This window comes from Companilactobacillus bobalius (genome assembly GCF_009764355.1).
This window is the reverse complement of record NZ_LNUA01000029.1, coordinates 120715-142325: the sequence shown is the minus strand read 5'-3', so window position 1 is coordinate 142325 and position 21611 is coordinate 120715. Positions and strand designations below refer to the sequence as shown.

Below are 21611 nucleotides of genomic sequence, written 5' to 3'. Positions count from 1 at the left end.
TTATGAATTCATTAGGTATATACGAAAAAGCACTACCAAAAAATTTAAATTGGCATGATAGATTGGAATTAGTTCATGAACTAGGATTCAACTTTTTGGAACTTTCGATTGATGAAAGTGATGAAAGATTAGCTAGATTAGATTGGACTAAAGAACAACGTACAGAAGTTAGAGATGCAATTTGGAGTACTGGAACACGTATACATACTATTATGTTAAGTGGACACCGTAGATTCCCTTTGGGTTCATATGATGAGAAGACAAGAAAGTTATCTGTTGAAATGTTGTATAAGGCCGTTGATTTAGCTGTCGATTTAGGTGTAAGAAATATTCAAATGGCGGGATACGATGTTTATTATGACAAGAAGAGCGTTACTTCAAGAGAATACTTTGTAGAAGATTTAAAGAAATGTGTAGCTTATGCGGCCAGTCATGAAGTGATGCTTGATATAGAAATAATGGATGATCCTTTCTTGAATTCTATTGAAAAAGTTGTACATATGAAAAAAGAGATTCATAGTCCTTGGTTACAAGCTTATCCAGATTTGGGTAATATAAATGCTTGGCCTGAAAATGATATAGGATCAGATTTAGAAAATAATATTGATTCTATTGCGGCAATTCATTTGAAAGATACTTTGCCAGTTACTAATGATTTTGCAGGACAATTTAAGAATGTTTCATTTGGTAAAGGGACAGTCGATTTCAATGGTTGTTTAAAAGAATTAAAGCGATTGAATTATAATGGCGCCTATACGATTGAAATGTGGAGTGAAACCTCTGATGATCCAATTGAACAAGTTAAAGAAGCAAAGAAATTCTTTGATGACATTTTTACGGATGTTGGCATAGAACAGGAGGCTATTTAATGCTTGAATCTTTAAAAAAAGAAGTATATGAAGCAAATATGCAATTGTCCAAATTAGGATTAGTAACATTCACGTGGGGCAATGTATCAGGTATTGATCGGGATAAAGGATTATTCGTTATAAAGCCGTCGGGTGTGGAATATGATAAATTGACTCCTGAAGATATGGTTGTAGTTAATTTAAAAGGTGAAGTCGTTGAAGGAAAATTGAATCCTTCCAGTGATACGCCAACACATACAGTTTTGTATAATAAATTTCCAAATATTGGCGGTATAGTTCATACCCATTCACCATGGGCGGTATCGTTTGCTGAGGCGGGAATTGATTTACCTGCTTTGGGAACGACACATGCTGATACATTTTATGGTAAAGTTCCAGTTTCTGATGCTTTAACTGAAGAAGAAATAAAGACAGCTTATGAAAAAAATACTGGGGATGTTATTGTAAGAACTTTTAAGGAACGTAATATTGACCCAGAAGCTGTTCCTGGAGTTTTAGTAAGACAACATGGACCATTCACTTGGGGTGTTACACCTGATAAAGCTGTTTATAATGCTAAGGTTCTAGAAGTAGTAGCTGAAATGGATTATCATGCTTTGCAATTAACACGTGATAATATTGAAGTTCCACAATACCTATTGGATAAGCATTATTATCGTAAACATGGTGAGAACGCATATTACGGGCAAAAGAATTAATCTTAAATAAGACACAAAAAGAGCGGATGTTATATATATCCGCTCTTTTTGTGTCTTATTTAACTTATTAACTTCTTACCTAATGCTCCACCCGGATGAAAAATTGCAAAATCATCTCTGGTAAATTGTTTAGTTTCGGAAAGCGTACAAGCAATGGCATCCCCAACAACTAAGACCGCCGTTGAGCTATTTGTTGGAGCCAGATTTAATTTATCCGCTTCATTATCAACGTGAATTATAACTTTATAATCACAGGCCTTGGCCAAACTAGAAGACTCGTTACCAGTGAAGGCAATAGTAGTAACTCCGATAATATTTAAAGATTTCAGAGGAGCAAGTATTTCCTTAGTTTCTCCGCTATTAGAAATAAGAATGACGACATCATTTCTTTCGATCATCCCTAAATCACCGTGCACACTTTCAGTAGCATGGACAAAAAATGATGGTGTACCAGTGCTTGAAAATGTGGCTGCCAATTTTCTACCAATTAGTCCTGACTTTCCTACACCCATAAAGATCAGTTTACCTTTGTTATGTAAAAGAACTTCAATTACTGGATCAATTTGTTCAGAAAGATTGTCTCTAACATCTTTTAAAGAATCAATTTCATTTTCCATAAAACCGTAAATCATATTTGAATACGAATTAAGCATAGATAATCGTCCTCCTTAGGAATAATATCTAATGCTATTTTTACTTTGAGACCATATCTTAAGCAATGATAATTGGTTACAGATTATGTTCAAATCCTTATAAATTAGATTAGTAAGCGATTACAAAAATATCTAAAAATATTGATGTATAGGGCATTGGAACCAGTTTTAAGAAGAGCAAATCGTAAATATTGTGCGACTTGTAACAAAAGATGGAATCAATCACTATTGTAGCGCTTACAAACACGAATATATAATAACTCGTGTAAAAGAGATTAGGCGGTGTTGTCATTGATCGAAAAAATTATAAAAGAGAATTTAATAAAATTACATGTTAAATCACACGATTGGAAAGAAGCCATTAAATTGTCAGCTCAACCATTAGTGGACGATGAAATTGTTACCTCCAATTATGTTAATGAAATTATTAATTCTGTAAATGAATATGGACCATATTTTGTGATAGCACCACACGTTGCATTGGCACATGCGCCTGGTAAAGCTGGGGCAAAAGAATTAGCAATGGGAATATCTGTATTGGAGCCGGCTATTGAATTCAACAATGCGGATAATGATCCAGTGTCATACGTATTTACGTTAAGTGCACCTGATAGCAATTCTCATCTTAAGGCAATGCAGGAATTGGTCTATCTATTAACAGATGATAATTTTTATCAAGTATTATCGAATTCTCAAAAACCTAGTGAGATTTTACAGTATATAAAAGATTCAGTAGTAAAACAAAAAATCGGTAAATAATGGAAGGAAGTATTTATTATGGTTAAAGCTTTAGTAGCATGTCGTGCAGGTGTTGGTTCAAGTTTGATGTTAAAGATTAAATTAAATGAGGTCATTAGTGAACATGATCTACCAGTTCAAGTTGAGCACTCATCATTAGATGGTTTACCAAGTTTTGATGGACCAATTGTTATTGCATTAAGTGATGTCGCCGAAGAACTCCAAGAACAGGGAATCGATAAGGTAGTAGTCGGTATAAAGAATATTCTCGATAAAGATGAGATTTATACAAAACTTTCAGATGCATTGAAGCAACTGCAAGCTTAGTGATTTCTATCTATAAAAAAATCCGAGGGGGATAAATTGATGCATTTTACAGTTAGTTTATTATCTAATCCGGCTATCTTATTGGCAATTGTTTCTTTAATAGGTTTAATAGCACAACATAAGAAAACTACGGATGTTTTAAAAGGTACTTTTAGAACTGCGATTGGATTTTTAATCTTTGGCGTTGGTGCCAGTACAATGACTGCCTCACTTCAGAATTTTAACGCAATGTTTCAAAAAGGATTTCATTTAACGGGTGTTATTGCTTCTCCTGAAGCCGCTACAGCCTTGGCTCAAGGTAGATATGGATTTGTAGTATCAGTAACACTAATTGCTGGGTTCATTATGAACCTTGTCTTTGCTCGAATAACTCCATTTAAAAATGTTTTCTTCACAGGTGGTCACAGTTTGTTCTTTGCCTGTGTTCTAGCCCTTGTTTTGAAGGCTCATGGAATTGGTAATACTATGGCTATCATTGTTGGCGGAACAATTTTAGGATTTGTTTCAGCAGCACTTCCACAATTGTGTCAGCCATTCATGAGAAAGATTACAGGTGGAGATTTTCAAGCCATCGCTCATTTTAATATGATTGGATACGCTCTATCCGGTTTCATTGGCAATGTTTTCAAAAGCCATAAAGATGAAACAACAGAAAATATCAAGTTCCCAGAGTGGTTATCTTTCTTTAAGGATTTCCTAATGGGTGTTGCAGTTGTTATGATCATTATTTTTTATGTTGCTGCAATCGCTGCAGGTAAAATTGCCGTTACAAAGTTATCAGGAACAACTGATTGGCTAGTCTTCCCAATGATTCAAGCTTTAACATTTACAGCCGGTATTTCTATTTTGATGACAGGTGTTCGTATGTTCCTTGCTGAAATTACAGCAGCATTCGTTGCCATCTCAGAAAAATTCATTCCAGGTTCACGTCCAGCTTTGGATGTTCCAACAATTTTCCCATTTGCACCTACAGCTGTTTTAGTAGGTTTTCTAAGTTCTTATACAGCCGGTTTATTAGCAATTGTTGTAATGGTCATGTTGAAGTTCCCGATTGTTATCATTCCTGCCGCACATATTTGTTTCTTCTCCGGTGGTACTGCAGGTATCTTTGGTAATTCAACTGGTGGCTGGAGAGGCGCCATTCTAGGTTCATTTATAGTTGGATTATTATTAGCATTTTTACCTTTATTACTTTATCCAACATTTTCATCACTTGGCATTACTGGATCAACATTCCCAAATGTCGATTACAACATTGTAGGATCACTATTAAATTGGTTCTTAGGAATTTTTCATTAAGGAGGATATATTTTGACAGACGTCTCAGGGATTATTGTCGCAATGGTTACGCCATTAGCTGATGATCAAAAAATTAGTTATTCAAGAACAGATAAGTTGTTAGATAAACTTTTAACTTATAACATTAATGGAATCTTTATTTTAGGAACAAACGGTGAGGCGTATTCGTTAACTGAAGATGAAAAGTTTTCATTCGCTAAGCATGTTATTGAATATGTAAATCATAGAACTCAAATTTTTGTTGGAACGGGATTGAATAGTACGTCTGAAACAATTGCTTTTAGTCAGAGAATTGCAACTTTGAATCCGGATGCATTGTCAGTGGTAACGCCTTACTTTGTACCACCTACACAAGAAGAACTAATCAATCACTTTGAAAAATTGGCTAATTCAGTGAATGTTCCAATCATTCTTTATAACATGCCCGGGAAAACCGGCGTGAATATTGATCCTGAAACAGTTGCTGAACTATCAAAGAATCCTAATATTGTCGGAGTAAAAGATAGCTCTGGAAATATTGAGAATATGCGGGGTTATTTGAAACTTCGAGCTAATAAGGAATTTGGTGTATTGTCAGGCTCTGATTCGAAGATTTTGGCCTTATTAGAAGCCGGAGGTGATGGAGCAATTGCTGCAACGGCTAATTTATTAACTCAAAATGATGTGGATATCTACAAATATTATCAAGATGACAATTTGAAGATGGCTGAAAAATGTCAGAGCAGAATTGAACCGTTGAGAAAAATTTTACATACAAGAACGACCCCATCTGCGTTGAAAGCTACGGTAACTGCTAGTGGAATTAACGTTGGACCAGCTAAAGATCCTGTTATGATGCCAAACAGCGATGAACTTGAAGATATCGACAGGATGATCAGTTATTACAGAACTAATAATATTATTTAGAGGTGTCGTATGAAAAAACTTGATTATATGAATCGTATTTATGACAGTGGTGCATTAGCAGTTGTACGTGCAACGACTGATCGTGTTCTTGAAATTGCTGAAGGTATTGTTAAAGGCGGAATTGATGTAATGGAGGTCAGTTACACCATTGATAGTGCGGCTGATTCAATTAAAGCTTTAAAGGAGAAATTTGGGGATAAATTGTTAGTTGGTGCCGGAACTGTATTGGATGGAGAAACCGCAAAGGATGCTATTAAAGCAGGTGCGCAATTTATCTATTCACCAATATTTGATCAAGAGGTTGCCAAATTGTGTAATCAATACCAGATTCCATATGCTCCTGGATGTACTTCCGTCACGGAAGCTGTCAATGCCTTACGAGCAGGAGCTACTTTTGTCAAAATCTTTCCATACGGAGGAATCGTTGGCCCTGACTTAATTAAAACAATGAAGACTCCAATTCCTTATTTACCACTGATCGAATCAGGTGGTGTGACAGTAGATAACATTACAGATTGGTTAGAAGCTGGAACTGATATTGTCGGTATTGGTGGTGCCTTATCTAAAGGAACTGTGGATGATATTGCTCAGAGTGCCCAACAATTTAGAAATAAAATTGATGAATATCGTAAATAAAATCAACAAAACCAAAAGAGTGGAAGTAACGGCTCTTTTGGTTTTATTGCTAGATAATGGAAGGTGATTATACGTGCTAGATAAAAAACAATTGTTGATCATTGATAAGTTGATTCAAAATCCCGTGTTAACAAAGGATGAATTAACAAAAAAATTTTCATTATCAGATAGGCAGATAGAGTATTCCATTGATAAATTGAACCAATACTTAGATGAAAAAGGAAAAAAAGAAATTGATGCCGACGGAGTATATATCACTATTCCTAGTGAGACTTATGATTATTTATTGAATATTCGTGTGTCCGAGAATTTAATGTCTTTAAAAAGGTATGTATTAAGCAATGATGAGAGAAGACTATTCTTAACATTGTTACTTTCAACGAGCAATAAGTATTTATCATTAGTACATTTACAAGAATTGTTACGAGTTAGTCAGTCAACGGTTTCAAAAGACTTAAAACAATTGGAACTGGATTTGTTCTCTCAGCAATTAAAAATAAGTTATGATCGAAAAACAGGTTATAAAATAAATGGACGCGAAGATGCAATTAGAATGTGTTTAATTAAGAACGTTTCTAGTGAATTAATGGAGAACCGCGCTGAACTCTTAAATAACTTTATAGACTCTAACTGCCGTTATGGTCTAAATGAAATTTTTGAATTAGTATCAAACTTAAAAGAACATTATCAAATTAAATTTGTGGAGAACAGATTAAGGGAATTTTGCTACATACTGACAATTATTATTGATCGATTGTATATAAAGCCTAACTATGTTCCAACTAATGTAAAAAAATTCAATATCTGTGAAACTAATGAATATAGATTCTCTGAAGAGTTACTAGATTCTTTAGGAATTGAAAATAAAAATGCGGCTGAGTACATAGCTACAACCGTACTTTGTTTGAGTATTGGTGGAGAGAAAAATTTTGATATTGATAATTATATTTATAATATTACTGAAAAAATTGTTGATAAATTTTCTGATATATCAGGAATAGATTTTACGGATAATAAAAAAGTTATCGGACAAATTTTTACACATTTTAGATCAATGTACTTTAGACTCCAATTTAAATTTCCCATTACTAACCCTTTAACAAGGCAAGTTATGAAGGAATATAGTGAAATTTTTGAATTGTTGTCGCAAACCATAGCTAAATTTGAAAATGAACTAGGTAAGGTTCCTAATGAAGAAATTGCTTATTTAACAATCCATTTGATTGGTTTTATATATGATTCCAATCAGAATAAAAGAAATTATCTATCAGCAGCTATTGTTTGTCCGAATGGTATCGGAAGTTCTGCGTTAGCCTATTTGCAATTGACTAATATCTTTCCGAATATTAAATTTATGATGCCATTTCCTTATTCGGAGCTAAAGAATCATTTGGATGAAATTGATATGATATTCTCTACATTTTATAGAAGCGATTTGTTTACATTGGGTAAGCCGTGTTTTGTAATCAATCCAATTTTGACTGATGATGATAAGTATGCAATTGTGCAAAAGGTTAATAGTAATTTCTCTTCCAATAATTTTGTTGCTCCTACGTTGGATACAGTAATGAAAGTTATAAACAATAATGTTCGTAATACAGATATGTTGAAAAAGATTAGAAAAGATTTATCTGAAGATATATTTAGATCCAAGCCGATATTTAATGTTCATAAACTTTCAATAAAAGATGTAATTAAGCCAGATTATATCCAGTTGCACACTAGTTATCTTGATTATAGGGATGCTGTAGAAGCTAGTTTAATGCCATTTCTTAGGAATAACATTATTACAAAATCATATATTTCTAAAATTTTAAATCAAATCAATAATGGAATTGATTTTGTAATAGCTCCTAATATTGCATTGCCACATACGAATCCACATTTTGGAGCTAATAAAATAGGAATAGGAATTCTATCAGTAAAAGAACCCATTGTATTAACTGAAAATAAACGAGTTAAATATATATTTTCATTAAGTGCTATTAATTCAACTGATCATTTAAATGCATTGAATGATTTAATGAATTTAATCAGTGATGAAAAATTTATGAAGATATTAGATGATGAAAAATGCAGTTCACTAGATGTCATAAATTATATATACAAATATTGAAGCGTCTAAGAAAGTATCCACTTTCTAGACGTTTTTATTTCTTAAGTCATTGTTTGAATAATATGATAGCAGTTAAATAATTGAAGAAAATATTGTAAACGTTTTGATAAAATTACGTAATATAGCTTGAAACATATGTTTGACTAATCTAAGATTTAAAGTGTTTAGTATTAGACAATACGGAGGGGTTATTTTGAAGAAGAGTACATCATTACTACTTAGTGGAATTTTAGTTTCTGGCATGGTTCTAGGAACAATCGTTACTCCTGTAACAGTTAACGCTGCTACTCAAGCAACAACACAAGCAGATCAAACAGTTACAAATTACGTGACATTCGTTGACGCTGATGGTAATACCATTAGTCCAGCAAAAGCATATCAAGGAACAAAGGGTCAAAAGATCACTGTTGCTCCAGATGGCTACACAAGTTCTGACAGCAGTAAGGCTACTTTTGGTAACGATGGAGACAGCAAGTCAGTCGTAGTTACTAAAATGATCTCAGTTAAGGTTAATTACGTTGATCAAAACGGTAAATTGGTTAACTCAGAAACAGTTAACGGTGGTAACGGCAATGATTATAAGTTGACTAACTTACCTGCAGGCTGTACATGGGATAACGATACAGAGCAAACTATCAATTTAGTTGAAGGAAAAGAATATAACGTTCCCGTAACGAAGAAGGTTTCTAATACAGTTATCTTCAAGACAGCCGATGAAACTGAAGTTGGTAGAACCGAAATCTTTGGTGACAAAGCTGGAGTCAAAGTTTCATTAACAGACGCTCAATTGCCAGAAGGTTACACAACAACAAGTAAGGATTTAACTCTACAAAACGAGGGTAATACTCAATTTGTTACTGTAACAAAGAGTGCTGCCGATGGAATTATTCCTATTAAAGGTGTTGTAAAAGTTACTGTTCCTTTAGCTCATTTATATGACAAAGATGGTAAAGTATTGAGCCGTTCATTGAGCAAGGATTCAAGATGGCAAACAAATAATAAGATGGTTCTTAATGGAGTAACTTATTATCAAGTTTCTACAACTGAATGGTTGAAGTTATCAGACATCCTTGTTGAAGGTTCAACTACAACAAACGATAAAGATAACAACAGTTCATCAGCTGATACAACAGCTCAAAAATCTGATGTTAGAGCCGTAACAACTAAGAATACTGGTTTTGCTCAAATCTATGACGATAACGGTAAAGCTATTGTAAATCTTAAATTAGGACCTAACACACCATGGGCAACTGATTTGATGAAGACTCAAAACGGTGTAAAGATGTATCGTGTTGCTACTAACCAATGGATCAAAGTTAGTGAAATTATCTAATTAAATAGTACTCAAAAAGGACAATCCGTAATGGATTGCCCTTTTTCTTTAGAAATATTGAAGTAAATCTTTCTCTTTAATTTTATCCTTTTCAGTTTGATTCAAGTCGAGGATTATTTCACCCTTTTTCAAAACAATCAAGCGATTACCGTATTTCATAGCGTCAGATAAATCGTGAGTGATCATCATACAAGTTAGTTCTTTTTCAAGGATGATTTTATTAGTTAATTCCATCAAATCCTTGCTAGTTTGAGGATCTAAGGCAGCTGTGTGTTCATCTAAGAGCAGTAATTCAGGTCTTTGAATGATTGCCATCAAGAAACTCAAAGTCTGTCTTTGACCACCAGATAGCTTTTCAGTGAAAGTATTGAGACGATTATCCAAAGTAGGTAAGTTGGAAATCAATTTTTGAAATTCATTCATATTTTCTTTTAGATGGCGTAAATGTAATCTTCTAGGTAAACCACGACGTTTGGCTAACAATAAGTTTTCAGCTACGGTCATTCTGGGAGCAGTACCGGATTTAGGATCTTGATAAACACGGCTAATATTACGACTGCGTTTAGCTAAATTTTCGTCGGTAATATCCTTACCATTCAATAAAATTTTTCCAGAGCTTAATTCGTTGGTACCAGTGATGGCATCAAGTAAGGTTGATTTACCAGCACCATTTGTTCCTAAAACGACTAAGAAATCTTTAGGGTTGATTGTTAAATTGATGTGGTTAAGAATGTTTAGATTCTCGTCGTCGTTATAAATAGTTTTGACGGCATCTTTTATTTCTAGTAATGGTTTCATTTTGTTTTAACCCCGTTTCTCATAGTCTTTAGGAACTGTTCGCGAATTGTTGGTAGAGCAAGGCATAATGCCAAAATAATAGCTGAGATTAACTTCAAATCGTTGGTATTGAAACCTAACTGAAGAACAATCATCAAAATCAGGCGGTAGACGATACTACCAATAACGATGGTAATAAGACGGATACTTAATGGAACATCTGGATAAATGACTTCACCAATAATAATGGCTGAAAGTCCGATAACGATAACGCCAATACCCATGTTAACGTCAGCAAATCCGTTTTGTTGTGCGATCAAGCCACCAGTTAAAGCAACGATTCCGTTAGAAACCATCAAACCGATGAATTTCATGACAGTAGTGTTGATACCAAGTGAAGCGGCCATGGTCTCATTGTCACCTGTGGCGATAACGGCTTGACCTTTTTCAGTATTGAGAAAAATGATTAGTAAGAAAATAATCAGTGCAATAATAATAATTCCCAAGATAATACCATTGAAGTTAGTTGGTAGTTTATTTAATCCAAATTCAGTGAAAATATTTCTTGATTTAGTTAAAGACATATTAGCTTTTCCCAATATTCTCAAATTAATGGAATAGAGGGCGGTCATTGTCAAAATACCAGCTAAAAGAATAGGAACATTCAATTTGGCATAAAGAAAGGCAGTGGCAAATCCAGCTAAACATCCGAAGATAAATGCCATTAGTAAGGCAAAGAGTGTTGAGTGACCTTCTTGGATTAAACTGATAGCTGTAACGGCTCCGAGTGGAAAACTTCCCTCAACGGTCATATCAGGAAAATCGAGAATTCGGAATGTGATGAAAAGACCAATGGCCATTATTGACCAGATGAAACCCTGACTTATAGTAGATACGATTAGATTCATTTGATTATTTGTCCTTTCTTTTGAGCTTCTTTAACTAATGAGTCAGGAAATTGGATATTCAATTTCTTGGCCATTTTTTCGTTTAACATTAGATGACCCTTTTGCATAAAAGTAACTGGAGTTGTAGCAGTTTTTTCTTTACCTTGTAAAATTCTAACGACATGCTCACCAGTTTTTTGTCCTAATTCATATTGGCTTAAACCAACTGTAGCTAATCCACCATCTTTAACCATTGTGGTTGCGGCTGGGAAAACAGCGATGTTCTGCTTAGCGGCGATTGATGACAATAATTTCATACCGCTGGCAACAGTGTTATCAGTAGGAACGTAAATAGTTTGAACCTTTTGTGTTAAGGCAGTTGCGACTTGTTGTAAATCATTAACTGAGTTGATACTGGAAACTTCAACTTTCATACCATTTTGTTTAGCCAACTTTTTCATTTTTTTCATTTGACTAGTGGCCGAAGCGTCACTGGAAGTATAGATAATACCGATAGTGTTCAAATCTGGAACTACTTTTTTCATCAATTGTAATTGAGCTTTTAGTGGTGCTTGATCGGATACACCAGTAATATTGCCACCTGGTTTTTTATTATTAGAAATAATACCTGCACCTTCTGGATCAGTAACAGCCCCCATAACGATCGGAATCTTGTTGGTAGCATTCTTCAAGGATTGAACTGAAGGGGTCGCAATACCAACGGCTACGTCAACGTTATCCTGTACAAATTGTTTACTAATGGTTCTTAAATTACTCTGATCACCTTGAGCGTTTTGAAATTCGATTTTGACGTTCTTGCCGTCAATATAACCGTGCTTTTTCAAGGTGTCATCGATTCCTTTATTGATTTGGTCCAAAGCTGGATGTGACATTAATTGTAGAACCCCAACCTTTGGAATAGCATTCTGCTTACGGGCATCAGCGTGTCCGGTATAAAAGAATGCAAAGATTAAAAATGCTGCCAAGGCAACTAGTGTTGCGTAAAGTCTTCTCGTATGTTTCATCGTTAAATTCCCCCAAATTAAAAAGGCAACCCCAGAGTTTGTGGGATTGCCTAAAAAAACAAAATACCCACATGGTTTTTTTTACAAAATTCCATGTGGGCTCTAAAATTATCATAGTTTAATAAGCCGACATGGATACAATCCTTTCAGACTGAATCCATATCGGACCAATCTGAGTTATCGGCTTTGCCAACGAATATTCGCGATGTTGAGAGAGTATGTTTTGTTCATAATGAAATCTCCTAACGAATTTGATGTTTCAAATATATTTCATAACCTTAAAATTGTCAACCACAAATTATTCATAGAAAAGTCACAATTTTTTTTCTGAAAAAAACATATAATGTAGGCATAAGCAGAAATGCGAGGAGATTCCGATGAAAAAAAATATACGTTTACTCGTTATTGTGGGTTTGATTGTCTTATTGGCAACCGGATTAACTTATTTTGATAGTTTCTTATATCATGATCCGGTTGTAAAGGTTGAGAATGTTGCAATAACTAGTAAGCAGACTTCAACAGATGAATACAAGAATACCGATACTGAATATACCCAAAGGGTCAGGGCAAAACTATTGAATACTGATAAAAAAGGGCAGACGATATCGTTTAGAAATACTTATTACAATTCACAATTGACTGATACCAAGTATCGTGTTGGTCAACAGGTAATCTTAACTAAGAGTGGTAAAGGCTATACGGCTAAGAATGTAAAACGTGATACTCCGTTAGTATTTACTTTTGGATTAGTAACGTTCTTGCTGTACTGTATGAAATTTGATCGTCGAAAATTATTTATTAGTGTTTTGATCAATGTAGTAATTTACTTTGGTTATCTTCAAATAATTATTGGAACACACAACAGTATCTTACTTCCACTAACCGTTGTAACGGCGTTACTAATATCTGCAACGGCTCTATTAGTTATTTTAGGACCAACCTATTCAGCGTTAATGGCTTATTCAAGTACGGTCATATCAACAACAGCGGCAATTCTTTTGAGTGTCTTTGTTTTGAGTATGACTGGGTACAGTGGAATGCATTTGGAATTAGATGATTTTGAATTACAACCTTACTTGGGTGTTTTTCTATCACAAGTTTTGTTTGGTGTTTTAGGCGTTATTTTGGATGAAACAATGGATATTTCCTCATCATTAATTGAAATGAAAAAGGAAGTAGTTGATGTTTCAGCTAAAACACTATTTAAATCCGGTATCAATATTGGCCGCGAATTAATTGGTCCATTAATCAATATTTTGCTTTTTATCGTTATAGCGGAGAATTTAAATGTCGTTTTACTCTATTTGAGTAATGGCAATTCAGTTAGTTACACCTTAAATATGACTCTGAGTTTGGGGATAGCCCAATTGTTAATTAGTGCCATTGGTATTGTTCTAACTGTTCCGGTAACTAGTTTTATTTCAAGTAAAGTGATCACAAGGAGGTAGTCATGTTATATTTATTTGCAACTTTCGTTGTTCTATTACTGATGGTGACTGGTACTCGTGGTCTGACTTTGCTGTTTGGATTGGGAATCAACGTCATATCGGTAATAGCATTATTAGTTTTGATAGCCGATGGATTTAATATTTTAGTTACAACGGGTATTATTGCGATTGTGATATTGGTTGTTGCAATTTACATGAATGTCGAAAACGGCAATACCGCCAATACAGCTTTTCAAACCTCATTATTGATTATGGTTTTCATCTTATTGATTACGATACCTTTGGAGTACTGGGCTAGTGCCCAAGGAATGGGTCCTGAAAATCAAGATGAACTCGAATCGTTCTCTTTGGCGGCTGGAATCTCATTTCCACAATTAGCAATTGCCATCATCGTGATTAATAGTTTAGGTGTCATTTCGGAAACTAGTGTTGCTATCACTAGTGGTTTGAATGAAATTGTTTCAAATAAGCCTACGTTAACACCAACAGAAATTTTTAATGATGGTTTTTCAGTTGGAAATAAAATTCTTAACACGCAGACGAATACGTTATTGTTCAATTTCTTTTCAGCAACATTTCCTTTATTTTTTCTAATTCATTCGTTAGGGTATAAATTTACTGATATTTTGAATGATAAATTGGTCGTGGCCGAGATTTTGACTACGTTAATTTGTACAATTGGTGTGATTTTAACGGTTCCTATTACATCTTTTTTGGTCTATCACAAGGCTAATAAGGTTAAATTAAAGAAAACCGATAATTAAATTTTACACATATATGATAAAACGTTGCTATAGCTGGAAAATCATACCTTTGTTGGTATGATTTTTTTGTTTGTAATTGATTGCTGAAAAGCTAATTGTTTTAGTAAAATTCATCCATAATCTAAATGAATAGATAATTGAGGAGTATTTTTCATGGCTTACAGTGATTGGTGGAAAAAGACAGTAGTTTATCAAGTTTATCCGAAGAGCTTTCAGGATAGTAATAATGATGGGATTGGTGATTTGCCTGGTATCACTAGTCGCTTGCCATATATTAAAAAATTGGGCGCTGATGTTATTTGGTTGAATCCAGTTTATAAGTCTCCAGATAAAGATAATGGTTACGATATTAGTGATTATTGTGCAATTCAGCCTAATTATGGAACTATGGCCGATTTTGATGAAATGCTTGAGACAGCGCACTCATTAGGATTAAAGATAATGATGGATTTAGTTGTTAATCATACTTCTGATCAACATAAATGGTTTCAAGAAAGTAGAAAATCTATTGATAATCCTTACCGTGATTATTATATTTGGCGCGATCCAGTTGATGGTCGTGAACCAAATAATTGGGGTTCACGTTTTGATGGATCAGCTTGGGAATTTGATGAGAAAACAGGTCAATACTATTTACACCTTTATACTAAGGAACAGCCTGATTTAAACTGGGAGAATCCGAAAGTCCGCGAAGAAGTTTGGAATTTGATGCGTTTTTGGTTAGACAAAGGTATTGATGGTTTCAGAATGGATGTTATCAATTTGATTTCCAAACCCGAAGGTCTACCTGATGGTAATAAGAAAGCAGGAGCCAAGTATGGTGGAACAGGTTTAGTAGCTAATGGTCATCGACTAAATGAATTTTTAGAGGAAATGAACGATAAAGTTTTGTCTAAATATGATGTGATGACAGTAGGTGAGATGCCAGGTTCGACACCGAAAGAAGCAATTAAATATGCAGGATTAAACGAAAATAAGTTGAATATGGTTTTCCAATTTAACCATATGAATGTTTCTGGTAATCCTGACAAACGTTTAGGGCACTGGAATGATGAACCGATTGACTTAGTTGATTTAAAAAAGGTTTTGAGTAAGTGGGAAATTGCTTTAGATGGGAAAGGTTGGAATAGTCTTTATTGGAGTAATCATGATCAGTCTCGGGCAGTTTCTCGATTTGCAACAGATGATTCAAGGTACCGTGTCTTAGCAGCCAAAATGTTAGGGACAACTCTGCATATGTTGCAGGGAACGCCTTACGTTTATGAAGGTGAAGAAATCGGTATGACGAATGCACACTTCACTGAATTGTCACAGTATGAGGATATACAGTCTTTAAATGCGTATAAAGAACTTGTTGAAGTTGAAAAAATTGTCGATAAGGAAACAATGTTGAAATATTTAGCTTATCGAACACGTGACAATGCTAGAACTCCAATGCAATGGGATAGAGGAACTAATGCTGGATTTACAGAGGGACAACCATGGCTAGCAGTGAATCCAAATTATTCTCAAATCAATGTTGAAGAAAATTTAGAAGATAGCAATTCCGTTTTTTATTATTATCAAAAATTAATTGAGCTGCGTCATAATAGTGATCTAGTGGTTTATGGTGACTATGCGGTTATAGATATGGAAGATGAAGAAGTCTTTACATATCGTCGCCGTTATAACGATGAAACATTGCTAGTTATTAATAATTTCACGTCCCATGATGTAATTAGAGATTATGGACAAGAGAATGGAGCACTCCTAATTGGCAATTATGTGGATGATAAGAATACAAGATTACGACCATATGAAAGTAAAGTTTACCTGTTGAAATAAAAAAATCCGATATCTATGCGATATCGAACTCCTTATTTTGAATTCTTTTCAGATAGTTTTTGAGCTAATTCTTTATCAGGATCAACTGTTAAAGTGTCGGCTTTACCGTTAAACATAACTAATCCTGATTTGGCACCTTCAGGTTTGAATAATTGTCCAACTTTTAAAGCGTCAACAGGTACTTGTTTTAGTCCACGGCCTTTACTGTAATAAGCAGTCAAATTGGCAGCCTCCAATAATGTTTGTTTGCTGGGGTGGGCACTGTGAACGACCACGTGAGAACCAGCCAGTTCACTGACGTGCATCCAATAGTAATCTTTATTGGCGGTCAATGTTAAGTGGTCATTTTGATCGCTATTTTTACCAACTTCAACTAAAACGTGGTCGGTTGTGTAGAAACGACGTGGATGAGCGGGTTCTGGAGCTTTAGATGAATGCAAAATTTTAGTTTTTATAGCATCTTCAGCAATTAATTGTTCTCTGACCAGTTCGATTTGGTGAGGATCTGTTAGGTCGAAATCAGATTGACGTGTCATTTGTTTTTGAAGATTTTTCTCAGCATTATTCAAGTTATCTTGAATAGTTTTCAATCCACGTTGATCACGATGATATTGATGAAAGTAGTTTTCAGCGTTATCAATAATTGATTTCTTAGTATCTAAGTAGATGGTTATTTCCTTTTGGTCTCGGTAATCAGGTAAAATAACATAACCTTTTTTGGTATCAATTTGTGAGGCATAGGTTTTAAGCAGGGTACCTTTTACTTTTAGTTGTTCAACGTCACCGATACGTGTAATAGCTTTATGTAATGATTCAATTTGCTTCTTTGTGTGATGTATTTGCCATTTCATAGCTTCAATAACTTCATTGGCGTCTGATTCAGTTTCCATGGATAAACCTCGATTTGATTATTAATCGTCATAACGACATGCATCAATAATAACACTAACTAAATGTTAACAAAAAGGCTTCTATTTCCCAATTATTGGGCGATAGGAGTCTTTTTTGTCTAGAAGTTTTTACCAGCTTCTTCAGCTTTTTCGAAAGCCTGATTTAGAATCTTTTCAGCGTTTTGTGGATCGTGATCCATACCTTCAGCAAAGACACCTTGATAATCATCAACACCCATAATGTGAAGAATTGTACCAATGTATTGATGACCAAGATCTAAGGAACTTGCATCAGGAGCACCATTTGAACCATGGTAGTTACCACCGTTAGCTTGAATATGAATAGCTTTTTTATTGTGTAAGTTACCTTCAGGGATACCTGCACTAGTGTAATGGAATGTATCAGGAACTTGCATCACAATATCGATGTAACTTTTCATTTCTGCAGGAATAAAGAGATTGTACATTGGATTTACAAAGACATATTTATCAGCTTGAACGAATTCGTCGATCCATTTTTGTCTAGCCTCTTTAAATCTTTCTTCATCGGCATTGAAAGATTGGCGAGCCATCGATTTGTTATAAATGGAGATAGCAATTTTATTCAGAGGGAAAGGCATGTATTCTGAAACGTTGTGTTCAATAATTTTATCGTTAGGATGACTGGTTTTATAGGCATTAATGAAGTGATTGTATAGAGCTTTAGTAGATGATTCTTTGTCTGATTGGGGATGTGCGTAGATAACTAATACTGTTGACATAGAGAGGAACCTCTTTTCTTTCTTGATTATTACCATTATATAATTAAGCGGTTACAAAAGATGAAATCACACAAAGATATATAGAAAAATTTAGTAAATAAAACAAAAGATCGTCAATTCCCATAAGAGAGTCGGCGATCTTTTGTTTTATCTTAAAGTTATTTTATTTTAAGGCAAATCATTACCAGCGGCGAAGTAGATGTCATACCACTCTTGTTTAGTAAGATCGATATCTCCACCTTTAGCACTGTCAGCGATATGTTCGGGATTCATTGTTCCGATAATAACTTGAATATCAGCGGGATGTCTAAGAATCCAGGCTGCAGCAATAGCATTCTTACTTACACCGTATTTATCTGCTAATTCTTGTAGTTTCTTATTTAATTTAGGGAACTTGTCATTGTTAATGAATGTTCCGGCAAATGTGCCATATTGGAATGGTGACCAAGCTTGGAGAGTTACTCCCATACGTCTGGAGAATTCTAGAAGTCCACCATCATGATTGATTGAACGTGTATCTGTCATATTAGTATGTAAACCAAAATCAATCATTCCAGAATGCATGATACTGAATTGTAATTGACTGATAAGAAGTCTTTGATCAAGATTCTCTTGTAAGAACATAAATTGTTCAGGATTAAAGTTAGAAACACCGAAATGACGGACTTTACCTGATGTCTGTAATTCGTCAAATGCTTCAGCAACTTCATCTGGTTCCATTAATGGATCAGGTCTGTGAAGTAGGAATGAATCTAAATAATCGACACCTAAACGTTCCAAACAGCCATCAACGGCATCAATTAAATGTTTTTTAGAGAAGTCATATCTTTTTCCAGGTACGATTCCACCTTTGGATTGAATAAATAAATCTTCTCTTTTAACACTACTTTGTTTCAATGCTTGACCAAAAACCTTTTCAGAATCGCCACCGCCGTAGATGTCAGCGGAGTCAATGTAGTTAATTCCACTATCATAAGCGGTGTCGATAGCCTTAGCAGCTTGTTCAGGACTTAAACTATTCATACGCATAATACCTAGAGCAACTGCAGATGTTTGCCAGTTGGTTTCACCAATATAACGTTGTTTCATATGATTGCCTCCAATATTAAGTATCACTTCAATTATTGTTGGGACTTAGGTAGAAGTCAATAAAAAAAGATAACGTTTACAAAAAATATACTTTTTGTATTATGAAATATTATTTTATAATTTTAAAAATATTGATGAATATCTTGAAATTTTATTTTAACGAGGTATTATTTATCTGTAAGCGGTAACAAAATATTTGGGGGTAATTATTATGAAATCATGTGTTAAAAGATTTTTAGTTATTTTATCCGGCGTAATTGCAATGCTGGGAATAGCTACTTTTACCGGTTCTACTGCTCAAGCTGCTACTAAAGTTTCACCAATTAGTACAGTAACTACAACAACGATGTATTCCAAGAAATTGCATCTTGATTGGAATTACGACGTTTATCTACCAGGTGGATATAACCCTAGTAGTAATAAGAAATATCCAGTCGTTTATATGATGCATGGATTATATGGAAATCATAGAAATTTATTAGAAAGATTTAATTCTCAACAAATGCTCGATGGAGCTATGAAGAGAAATAATCAAAAGGCAATTGTGGTCTTTATCGATGGTTTTAACAGTTTCTATGTTAACCAAAAAGGTGGCATGCAAATGGAAAGTGCCATCATGAAAGATTTAGTACCAAAAATTGATTCAACATATAAAGTATCTTCATCAAGAAATGATCACGCTATTGGTGGTATTTCGATGGGTGGTTATGCTGCTGCAAGATTATCATTGAAATATTCTAAGTACTTCTCTAAAGCATTATTGATTTCACCATCTGTTTGGTACAGTTTACCAAAAGATAATCCTATCAGAATGAACATGCATGCATTTACTAATGGTAAGACTAATTGGTCTGACAAAGTTTATGACGGTTTGTTCCCAACAAAGTATATCAATAAAGATACAAAACCAGTTAAATTCTATGTTGAAACAACATCAGATGATACAACTGTTCCAATTAAGAATGTTAATAGATTCGTTAAGACTTTGAAGAAAGATAAATATTCAGTTAAATATGTTAAGGATACTGGGGATAACCACAATTGGACATATTGGACTAAAGCTACTCCAAAATCATATAACTGGTTGATGAAAGAATTCAAATAGGGGGTAAAAAAACATGGACGCAAAGAATACAGCTAAAGAAATTCTTAAAAATGTCGGTGGTAAAGAAAACGTCAGTGCTAACGTTGCATGTATGACTAGATTAAGACTAGGCATTAAAGACAACGATAAAGTTGATGTTGATGCTTTGAAACGTATTGATGGTGTCTTGGCCGTTGTTCAAGCTGATACGCTCCAAGTTGTCTTGGGACCAGGTAAAGTCAACAAGGTTGCAGAACCATTTGCTGAACTTACTGGAGTTGCTCTAGGTAGTGACAGTGACGATGGGGATACTTCATCTGATTCACAACTAGATCAAGTAAAGGATATCGCTAAAGAAAACAAAAAAGAGAATAAGGCTAAGCACGATAAACCTTTGCAACGTGGGTTGCAACATATCGCTAACGTCTTTATTCCATTGCTACCAGGTATTATTGCTGCTGGATTAATTAATGGCCTTGCTAATGTTATCGACTATCAAACTGGACAAGCTTTTGTTACTGATTGGTGGTACATGACTATTAAGACAATTGGTTGGGGATTATTTACCTTTCTACCAATCTTCGTTGGTATGAATGCTGCTCGTGAATTTAAAGGCAGTGCCATCCTTGGTGGTATCGGTGGTACTCTTTGCTTAGGCGTTACAATTACAGGTTCACCATTAAGTACACAAGCTATTTCAATGCCATTTACACATGCACCATATACAGTTGGTGTCGGTGGTTTGATTACTGCTTTACTAATGGGTATTTTCTTCGCATTCTTGGAAAAGAATCTTCGTAAGATTATGCCTAGTGTTCTGGATACATTCTTTACACCTTTACTAACAGTTATTATTGGTTCATTACTTGCCGTTGTCTTCCTACAACCAGTCGGTGCATGGCTAACAACAGCTATCTATCTTGTTATGGACTTCATCTACACAAAGTTGAGTGTCTTTGGTGGATTCCTTCTATCATCAACATTTTTAGCTTTAGTATCTGTTGGTTTGCATCAAGCTTTAACACCAATTCATGTTCTATTGAATGATCCTACAGGTCCAACAAAAGGTATTAACTACTTACTACCAATTTTGATGATGGCCGGTGGTGGTCAAGTTGGTGCTGGATTTGCACTTTACTTCAAGTCAAAGAATAAGAGATTCAAGAAAATGGTTATGAGTTCAATTCCTGTTGCTATCTTAGGTGTCGGTGAACCATTAATGTACGCTGTTACATTACCGCTTGGTAGAGCCTTCATTACAGCAAGTATCGGAGCTGGTTTTGGTGGAGTTGTTGCTTCACTATTCCATTTAGGTGCTGTATCGCAAGGTGTTTCAGGTTTGTTTGGACTATTGATCATGCAACCTGGACAACAATGGGTATATTTGTTAGCACTATTAGTAGCTTACGCTGGAGGCTTTATCGTAACTTGGTTCTTCGGTGTTGACGAAGATAGAATTAACGAAATCTATCCAGAATAAAGGAGAA

The 21611-nt window shown here is 34.6% G+C and carries 21 protein-coding genes; 14 read left to right on the top strand and 7 right to left on the bottom strand.

The window, feature by feature from the left end; all coding sequences use genetic code 11:
* The first annotated feature begins 2 nt into the window (after positions 1–2).
* The gene (locus ATN92_RS04445) at positions 3–869 is read left to right on the top strand and encodes an L-ribulose-5-phosphate 3-epimerase (protein ID WP_056954995.1); all 867 of its coding nucleotides are present in this window, start codon (positions 3–5) and stop codon (positions 867–869) included.
* Complete coding sequence (locus ATN92_RS04440) at positions 869–1567, top strand: L-ribulose-5-phosphate 4-epimerase (protein WP_056954993.1); 699 nt, start codon at positions 869–871, stop codon at positions 1565–1567. Before ATN92_RS04445 ends, ATN92_RS04440 begins: the two co-directional genes overlap by 1 nt.
* A gap of 59 nt (positions 1568–1626) precedes the next feature.
* Here the strand turns inward: ATN92_RS04440 and ATN92_RS04435 are convergent, their stop codons facing one another.
* Positions 1627–2220, bottom strand: a complete 594-nt coding sequence (locus ATN92_RS04435) for a KpsF/GutQ family sugar-phosphate isomerase (protein WP_056954991.1) — start codon at positions 2218–2220, stop codon at positions 1627–1629.
* 291 nt (positions 2221–2511) lie between these two features.
* Between ATN92_RS04435 and ATN92_RS04430 the strand changes: the two genes are divergently transcribed.
* The 7 genes from ATN92_RS04430 (at position 2512) to ATN92_RS04400 (ending at position 9575) form a co-directional block, all read left to right on the top strand.
* Positions 2512–2979 carry a PTS sugar transporter subunit IIA gene (locus tag ATN92_RS04430; RefSeq protein WP_056954989.1) on the top strand — a complete coding sequence of 156 codons (468 nt, stop codon included), beginning with the start codon at positions 2512–2514 and terminating at the stop codon, positions 2977–2979.
* A gap of 18 nt (positions 2980–2997) precedes the next feature.
* Positions 2998–3285: a PTS sugar transporter subunit IIB gene (locus ATN92_RS04425; RefSeq protein WP_056954987.1), complete on the top strand. Its 288-nt coding sequence runs from the start codon at positions 2998–3000 to the stop codon at positions 3283–3285.
* A gap of 39 nt (positions 3286–3324) precedes the next feature.
* Positions 3325–4584: a PTS ascorbate transporter subunit IIC gene (gene ulaA / locus ATN92_RS04420; protein ID WP_056954984.1), complete on the top strand. Its 1260-nt coding sequence runs from the start codon at positions 3325–3327 to the stop codon at positions 4582–4584.
* 12 nt (positions 4585–4596) lie between these two features.
* Positions 4597–5490 carry a 4-hydroxy-tetrahydrodipicolinate synthase gene (dapA, locus tag ATN92_RS04415; RefSeq protein ID WP_082604612.1) on the top strand — a complete coding sequence of 298 codons (894 nt, stop codon included), beginning with the start codon at positions 4597–4599 and terminating at the stop codon, positions 5488–5490.
* Between the two features lie 9 nt (positions 5491–5499).
* The gene (locus tag ATN92_RS04410; RefSeq protein WP_056954982.1) at positions 5500–6126 is read left to right on the top strand and encodes a beta/alpha barrel domain-containing protein; all 627 of its coding nucleotides are present in this window, start codon (positions 5500–5502) and stop codon (positions 6124–6126) included.
* 73 nt (positions 6127–6199) lie between these two features.
* Positions 6200–8242, top strand: a complete 2043-nt coding sequence (locus tag ATN92_RS04405) for a BglG family transcription antiterminator (protein ID WP_056954981.1) — start codon at positions 6200–6202, stop codon at positions 8240–8242.
* 193 nt (positions 8243–8435) lie between these two features.
* Entirely contained in the window at positions 8436–9575 is a 1140-nt protein-coding gene (locus ATN92_RS04400; RefSeq protein WP_056954979.1) for an SLAP domain-containing protein, read from the top strand.
* 48 nt (positions 9576–9623) lie between these two features.
* Here ATN92_RS04400 and ATN92_RS04395 read toward each other — a convergent pair whose 3' ends face one another.
* Genes ATN92_RS04395 through trpX form a run of 3 tightly spaced genes read right to left on the bottom strand, consistent with a single transcriptional unit; the run spans position 9624 to position 12264 of the window.
* Complete coding sequence (locus ATN92_RS04395; RefSeq protein WP_056954977.1) at positions 9624–10373, bottom strand: ABC transporter ATP-binding protein; 750 nt, start codon at positions 10371–10373, stop codon at positions 9624–9626.
* Positions 10370–11260, bottom strand: a complete 891-nt coding sequence (locus tag ATN92_RS04390; protein WP_056954975.1) for an ABC transporter permease — start codon at positions 11258–11260, stop codon at positions 10370–10372. The genes ATN92_RS04395 and ATN92_RS04390 overlap by 4 nt, the downstream gene beginning before the upstream one ends.
* Positions 11257–12264 carry a tryptophan ABC transporter substrate-binding protein gene (gene trpX / locus ATN92_RS04385; RefSeq protein WP_056954974.1) on the bottom strand — a complete coding sequence of 336 codons (1008 nt, stop codon included), beginning with the start codon at positions 12262–12264 and terminating at the stop codon, positions 11257–11259. Before trpX ends, ATN92_RS04390 begins: the two co-directional genes overlap by 4 nt.
* 377 nt (positions 12265–12641) lie before the next feature.
* Between trpX and ATN92_RS04380 the strand changes: the two genes are divergently transcribed.
* From ATN92_RS04380 to ATN92_RS04370, 3 genes are all read left to right on the top strand, one after another.
* On the top strand, positions 12642–13712 hold the full coding sequence (locus ATN92_RS04380; RefSeq protein ID WP_056954972.1) for a YibE/F family protein: 1071 nt from the start codon (positions 12642–12644) through the stop codon (positions 13710–13712).
* Positions 13713–13714: 2 nt separating this feature from the next.
* Entirely contained in the window at positions 13715–14476 is a 762-nt protein-coding gene (locus ATN92_RS04375; protein WP_056954970.1) for a YibE/F family protein, read from the top strand.
* A 153-nt stretch (positions 14477–14629) separates the two neighbouring features.
* Entirely contained in the window at positions 14630–16300 is a 1671-nt protein-coding gene (locus tag ATN92_RS04370) for a glycoside hydrolase family 13 protein (RefSeq protein ID WP_056954968.1), read from the top strand.
* A gap of 32 nt (positions 16301–16332) precedes the next feature.
* On the opposite strand, the gene ATN92_RS04365 is transcribed toward ATN92_RS04370, so the two are convergent.
* From ATN92_RS04365 to ATN92_RS04355, 3 genes are all read right to left on the bottom strand, one after another.
* Positions 16333–17190 (bottom strand): NFACT RNA binding domain-containing protein, encoded by an 858-nt coding sequence (locus tag ATN92_RS04365; protein ID WP_056954966.1) that lies wholly within the window; start codon positions 17188–17190, stop codon positions 16333–16335.
* 119 nt (positions 17191–17309) lie between these two features.
* Positions 17310–17951 carry an FMN-dependent NADH-azoreductase gene (locus tag ATN92_RS04360; protein WP_056954964.1) on the bottom strand — a complete coding sequence of 214 codons (642 nt, stop codon included), beginning with the start codon at positions 17949–17951 and terminating at the stop codon, positions 17310–17312.
* A 168-nt stretch (positions 17952–18119) separates the two neighbouring features.
* Positions 18120–19040 (bottom strand): aldo/keto reductase, encoded by a 921-nt coding sequence (locus ATN92_RS04355; RefSeq protein WP_056954962.1) that lies wholly within the window; start codon positions 19038–19040, stop codon positions 18120–18122.
* Positions 19041–19251: 211 nt separating this feature from the next.
* On the opposite strand from ATN92_RS04355, the gene ATN92_RS04350 reads away from it, so the two are divergent.
* Together ATN92_RS04350 and ATN92_RS04345 are read left to right on the top strand one after the other, a co-directional pair.
* Positions 19252–20145, top strand: coding sequence for an alpha/beta hydrolase (locus ATN92_RS04350; RefSeq protein ID WP_056954960.1), 894 nt, complete (start codon positions 19252–19254; stop codon positions 20143–20145).
* Between the two features lie 13 nt (positions 20146–20158).
* Positions 20159–21604, top strand: coding sequence for a PTS transporter subunit EIIC (locus ATN92_RS04345; protein ID WP_056954958.1), 1446 nt, complete (start codon positions 20159–20161; stop codon positions 21602–21604).
* The last annotated feature ends 7 nt before the right edge of the window (positions 21605–21611 follow it).

Coding starts and splice junctions, on each gene's coding strand:
- ATN92_RS04445 (WP_056954995.1), top strand. CDS start 3: ATGAATTCATTAGGTATATACGAAAAAGCACTACCAAAAAATTTAAAT.
- ATN92_RS04440 (WP_056954993.1), top strand. CDS start 869: ATGCTTGAATCTTTAAAAAAAGAAGTATATGAAGCAAATATGCAATTG.
- ATN92_RS04435 (WP_056954991.1), bottom strand. CDS start 2,220: ATGCTTAATTCGTATTCAAATATGATTTACGGTTTTATGGAAAATGAA.
- ATN92_RS04425 (WP_056954987.1), top strand. CDS start 2,998: ATGGTTAAAGCTTTAGTAGCATGTCGTGCAGGTGTTGGTTCAAGTTTG.
- ulaA (WP_056954984.1), top strand. CDS start 3,325: ATGCATTTTACAGTTAGTTTATTATCTAATCCGGCTATCTTATTGGCA.
- ATN92_RS04410 (WP_056954982.1), top strand. CDS start 5,500: ATGAAAAAACTTGATTATATGAATCGTATTTATGACAGTGGTGCATTA.
- ATN92_RS04395 (WP_056954977.1), bottom strand. CDS start 10,373: ATGAAACCATTACTAGAAATAAAAGATGCCGTCAAAACTATTTATAAC.
- ATN92_RS04390 (WP_056954975.1), bottom strand. CDS start 11,260: ATGAATCTAATCGTATCTACTATAAGTCAGGGTTTCATCTGGTCAATA.
- trpX (WP_056954974.1), bottom strand. CDS start 12,264: ATGAAACATACGAGAAGACTTTACGCAACACTAGTTGCCTTGGCAGCA.
- ATN92_RS04380 (WP_056954972.1), top strand. CDS start 12,642: ATGAAAAAAAATATACGTTTACTCGTTATTGTGGGTTTGATTGTCTTA.
- ATN92_RS04375 (WP_056954970.1), top strand. CDS start 13,715: ATGTTATATTTATTTGCAACTTTCGTTGTTCTATTACTGATGGTGACT.
- ATN92_RS04370 (WP_056954968.1), top strand. CDS start 14,630: ATGGCTTACAGTGATTGGTGGAAAAAGACAGTAGTTTATCAAGTTTAT.
- ATN92_RS04365 (WP_056954966.1), bottom strand. CDS start 17,190: ATGGAAACTGAATCAGACGCCAATGAAGTTATTGAAGCTATGAAATGG.
- ATN92_RS04360 (WP_056954964.1), bottom strand. CDS start 17,951: ATGTCAACAGTATTAGTTATCTACGCACATCCCCAATCAGACAAAGAA.
- ATN92_RS04355 (WP_056954962.1), bottom strand. CDS start 19,040: ATGAAACAACGTTATATTGGTGAAACCAACTGGCAAACATCTGCAGTT.
- ATN92_RS04350 (WP_056954960.1), top strand. CDS start 19,252: ATGAAATCATGTGTTAAAAGATTTTTAGTTATTTTATCCGGCGTAATT.
- ATN92_RS04345 (WP_056954958.1), top strand. CDS start 20,159: ATGGACGCAAAGAATACAGCTAAAGAAATTCTTAAAAATGTCGGTGGT.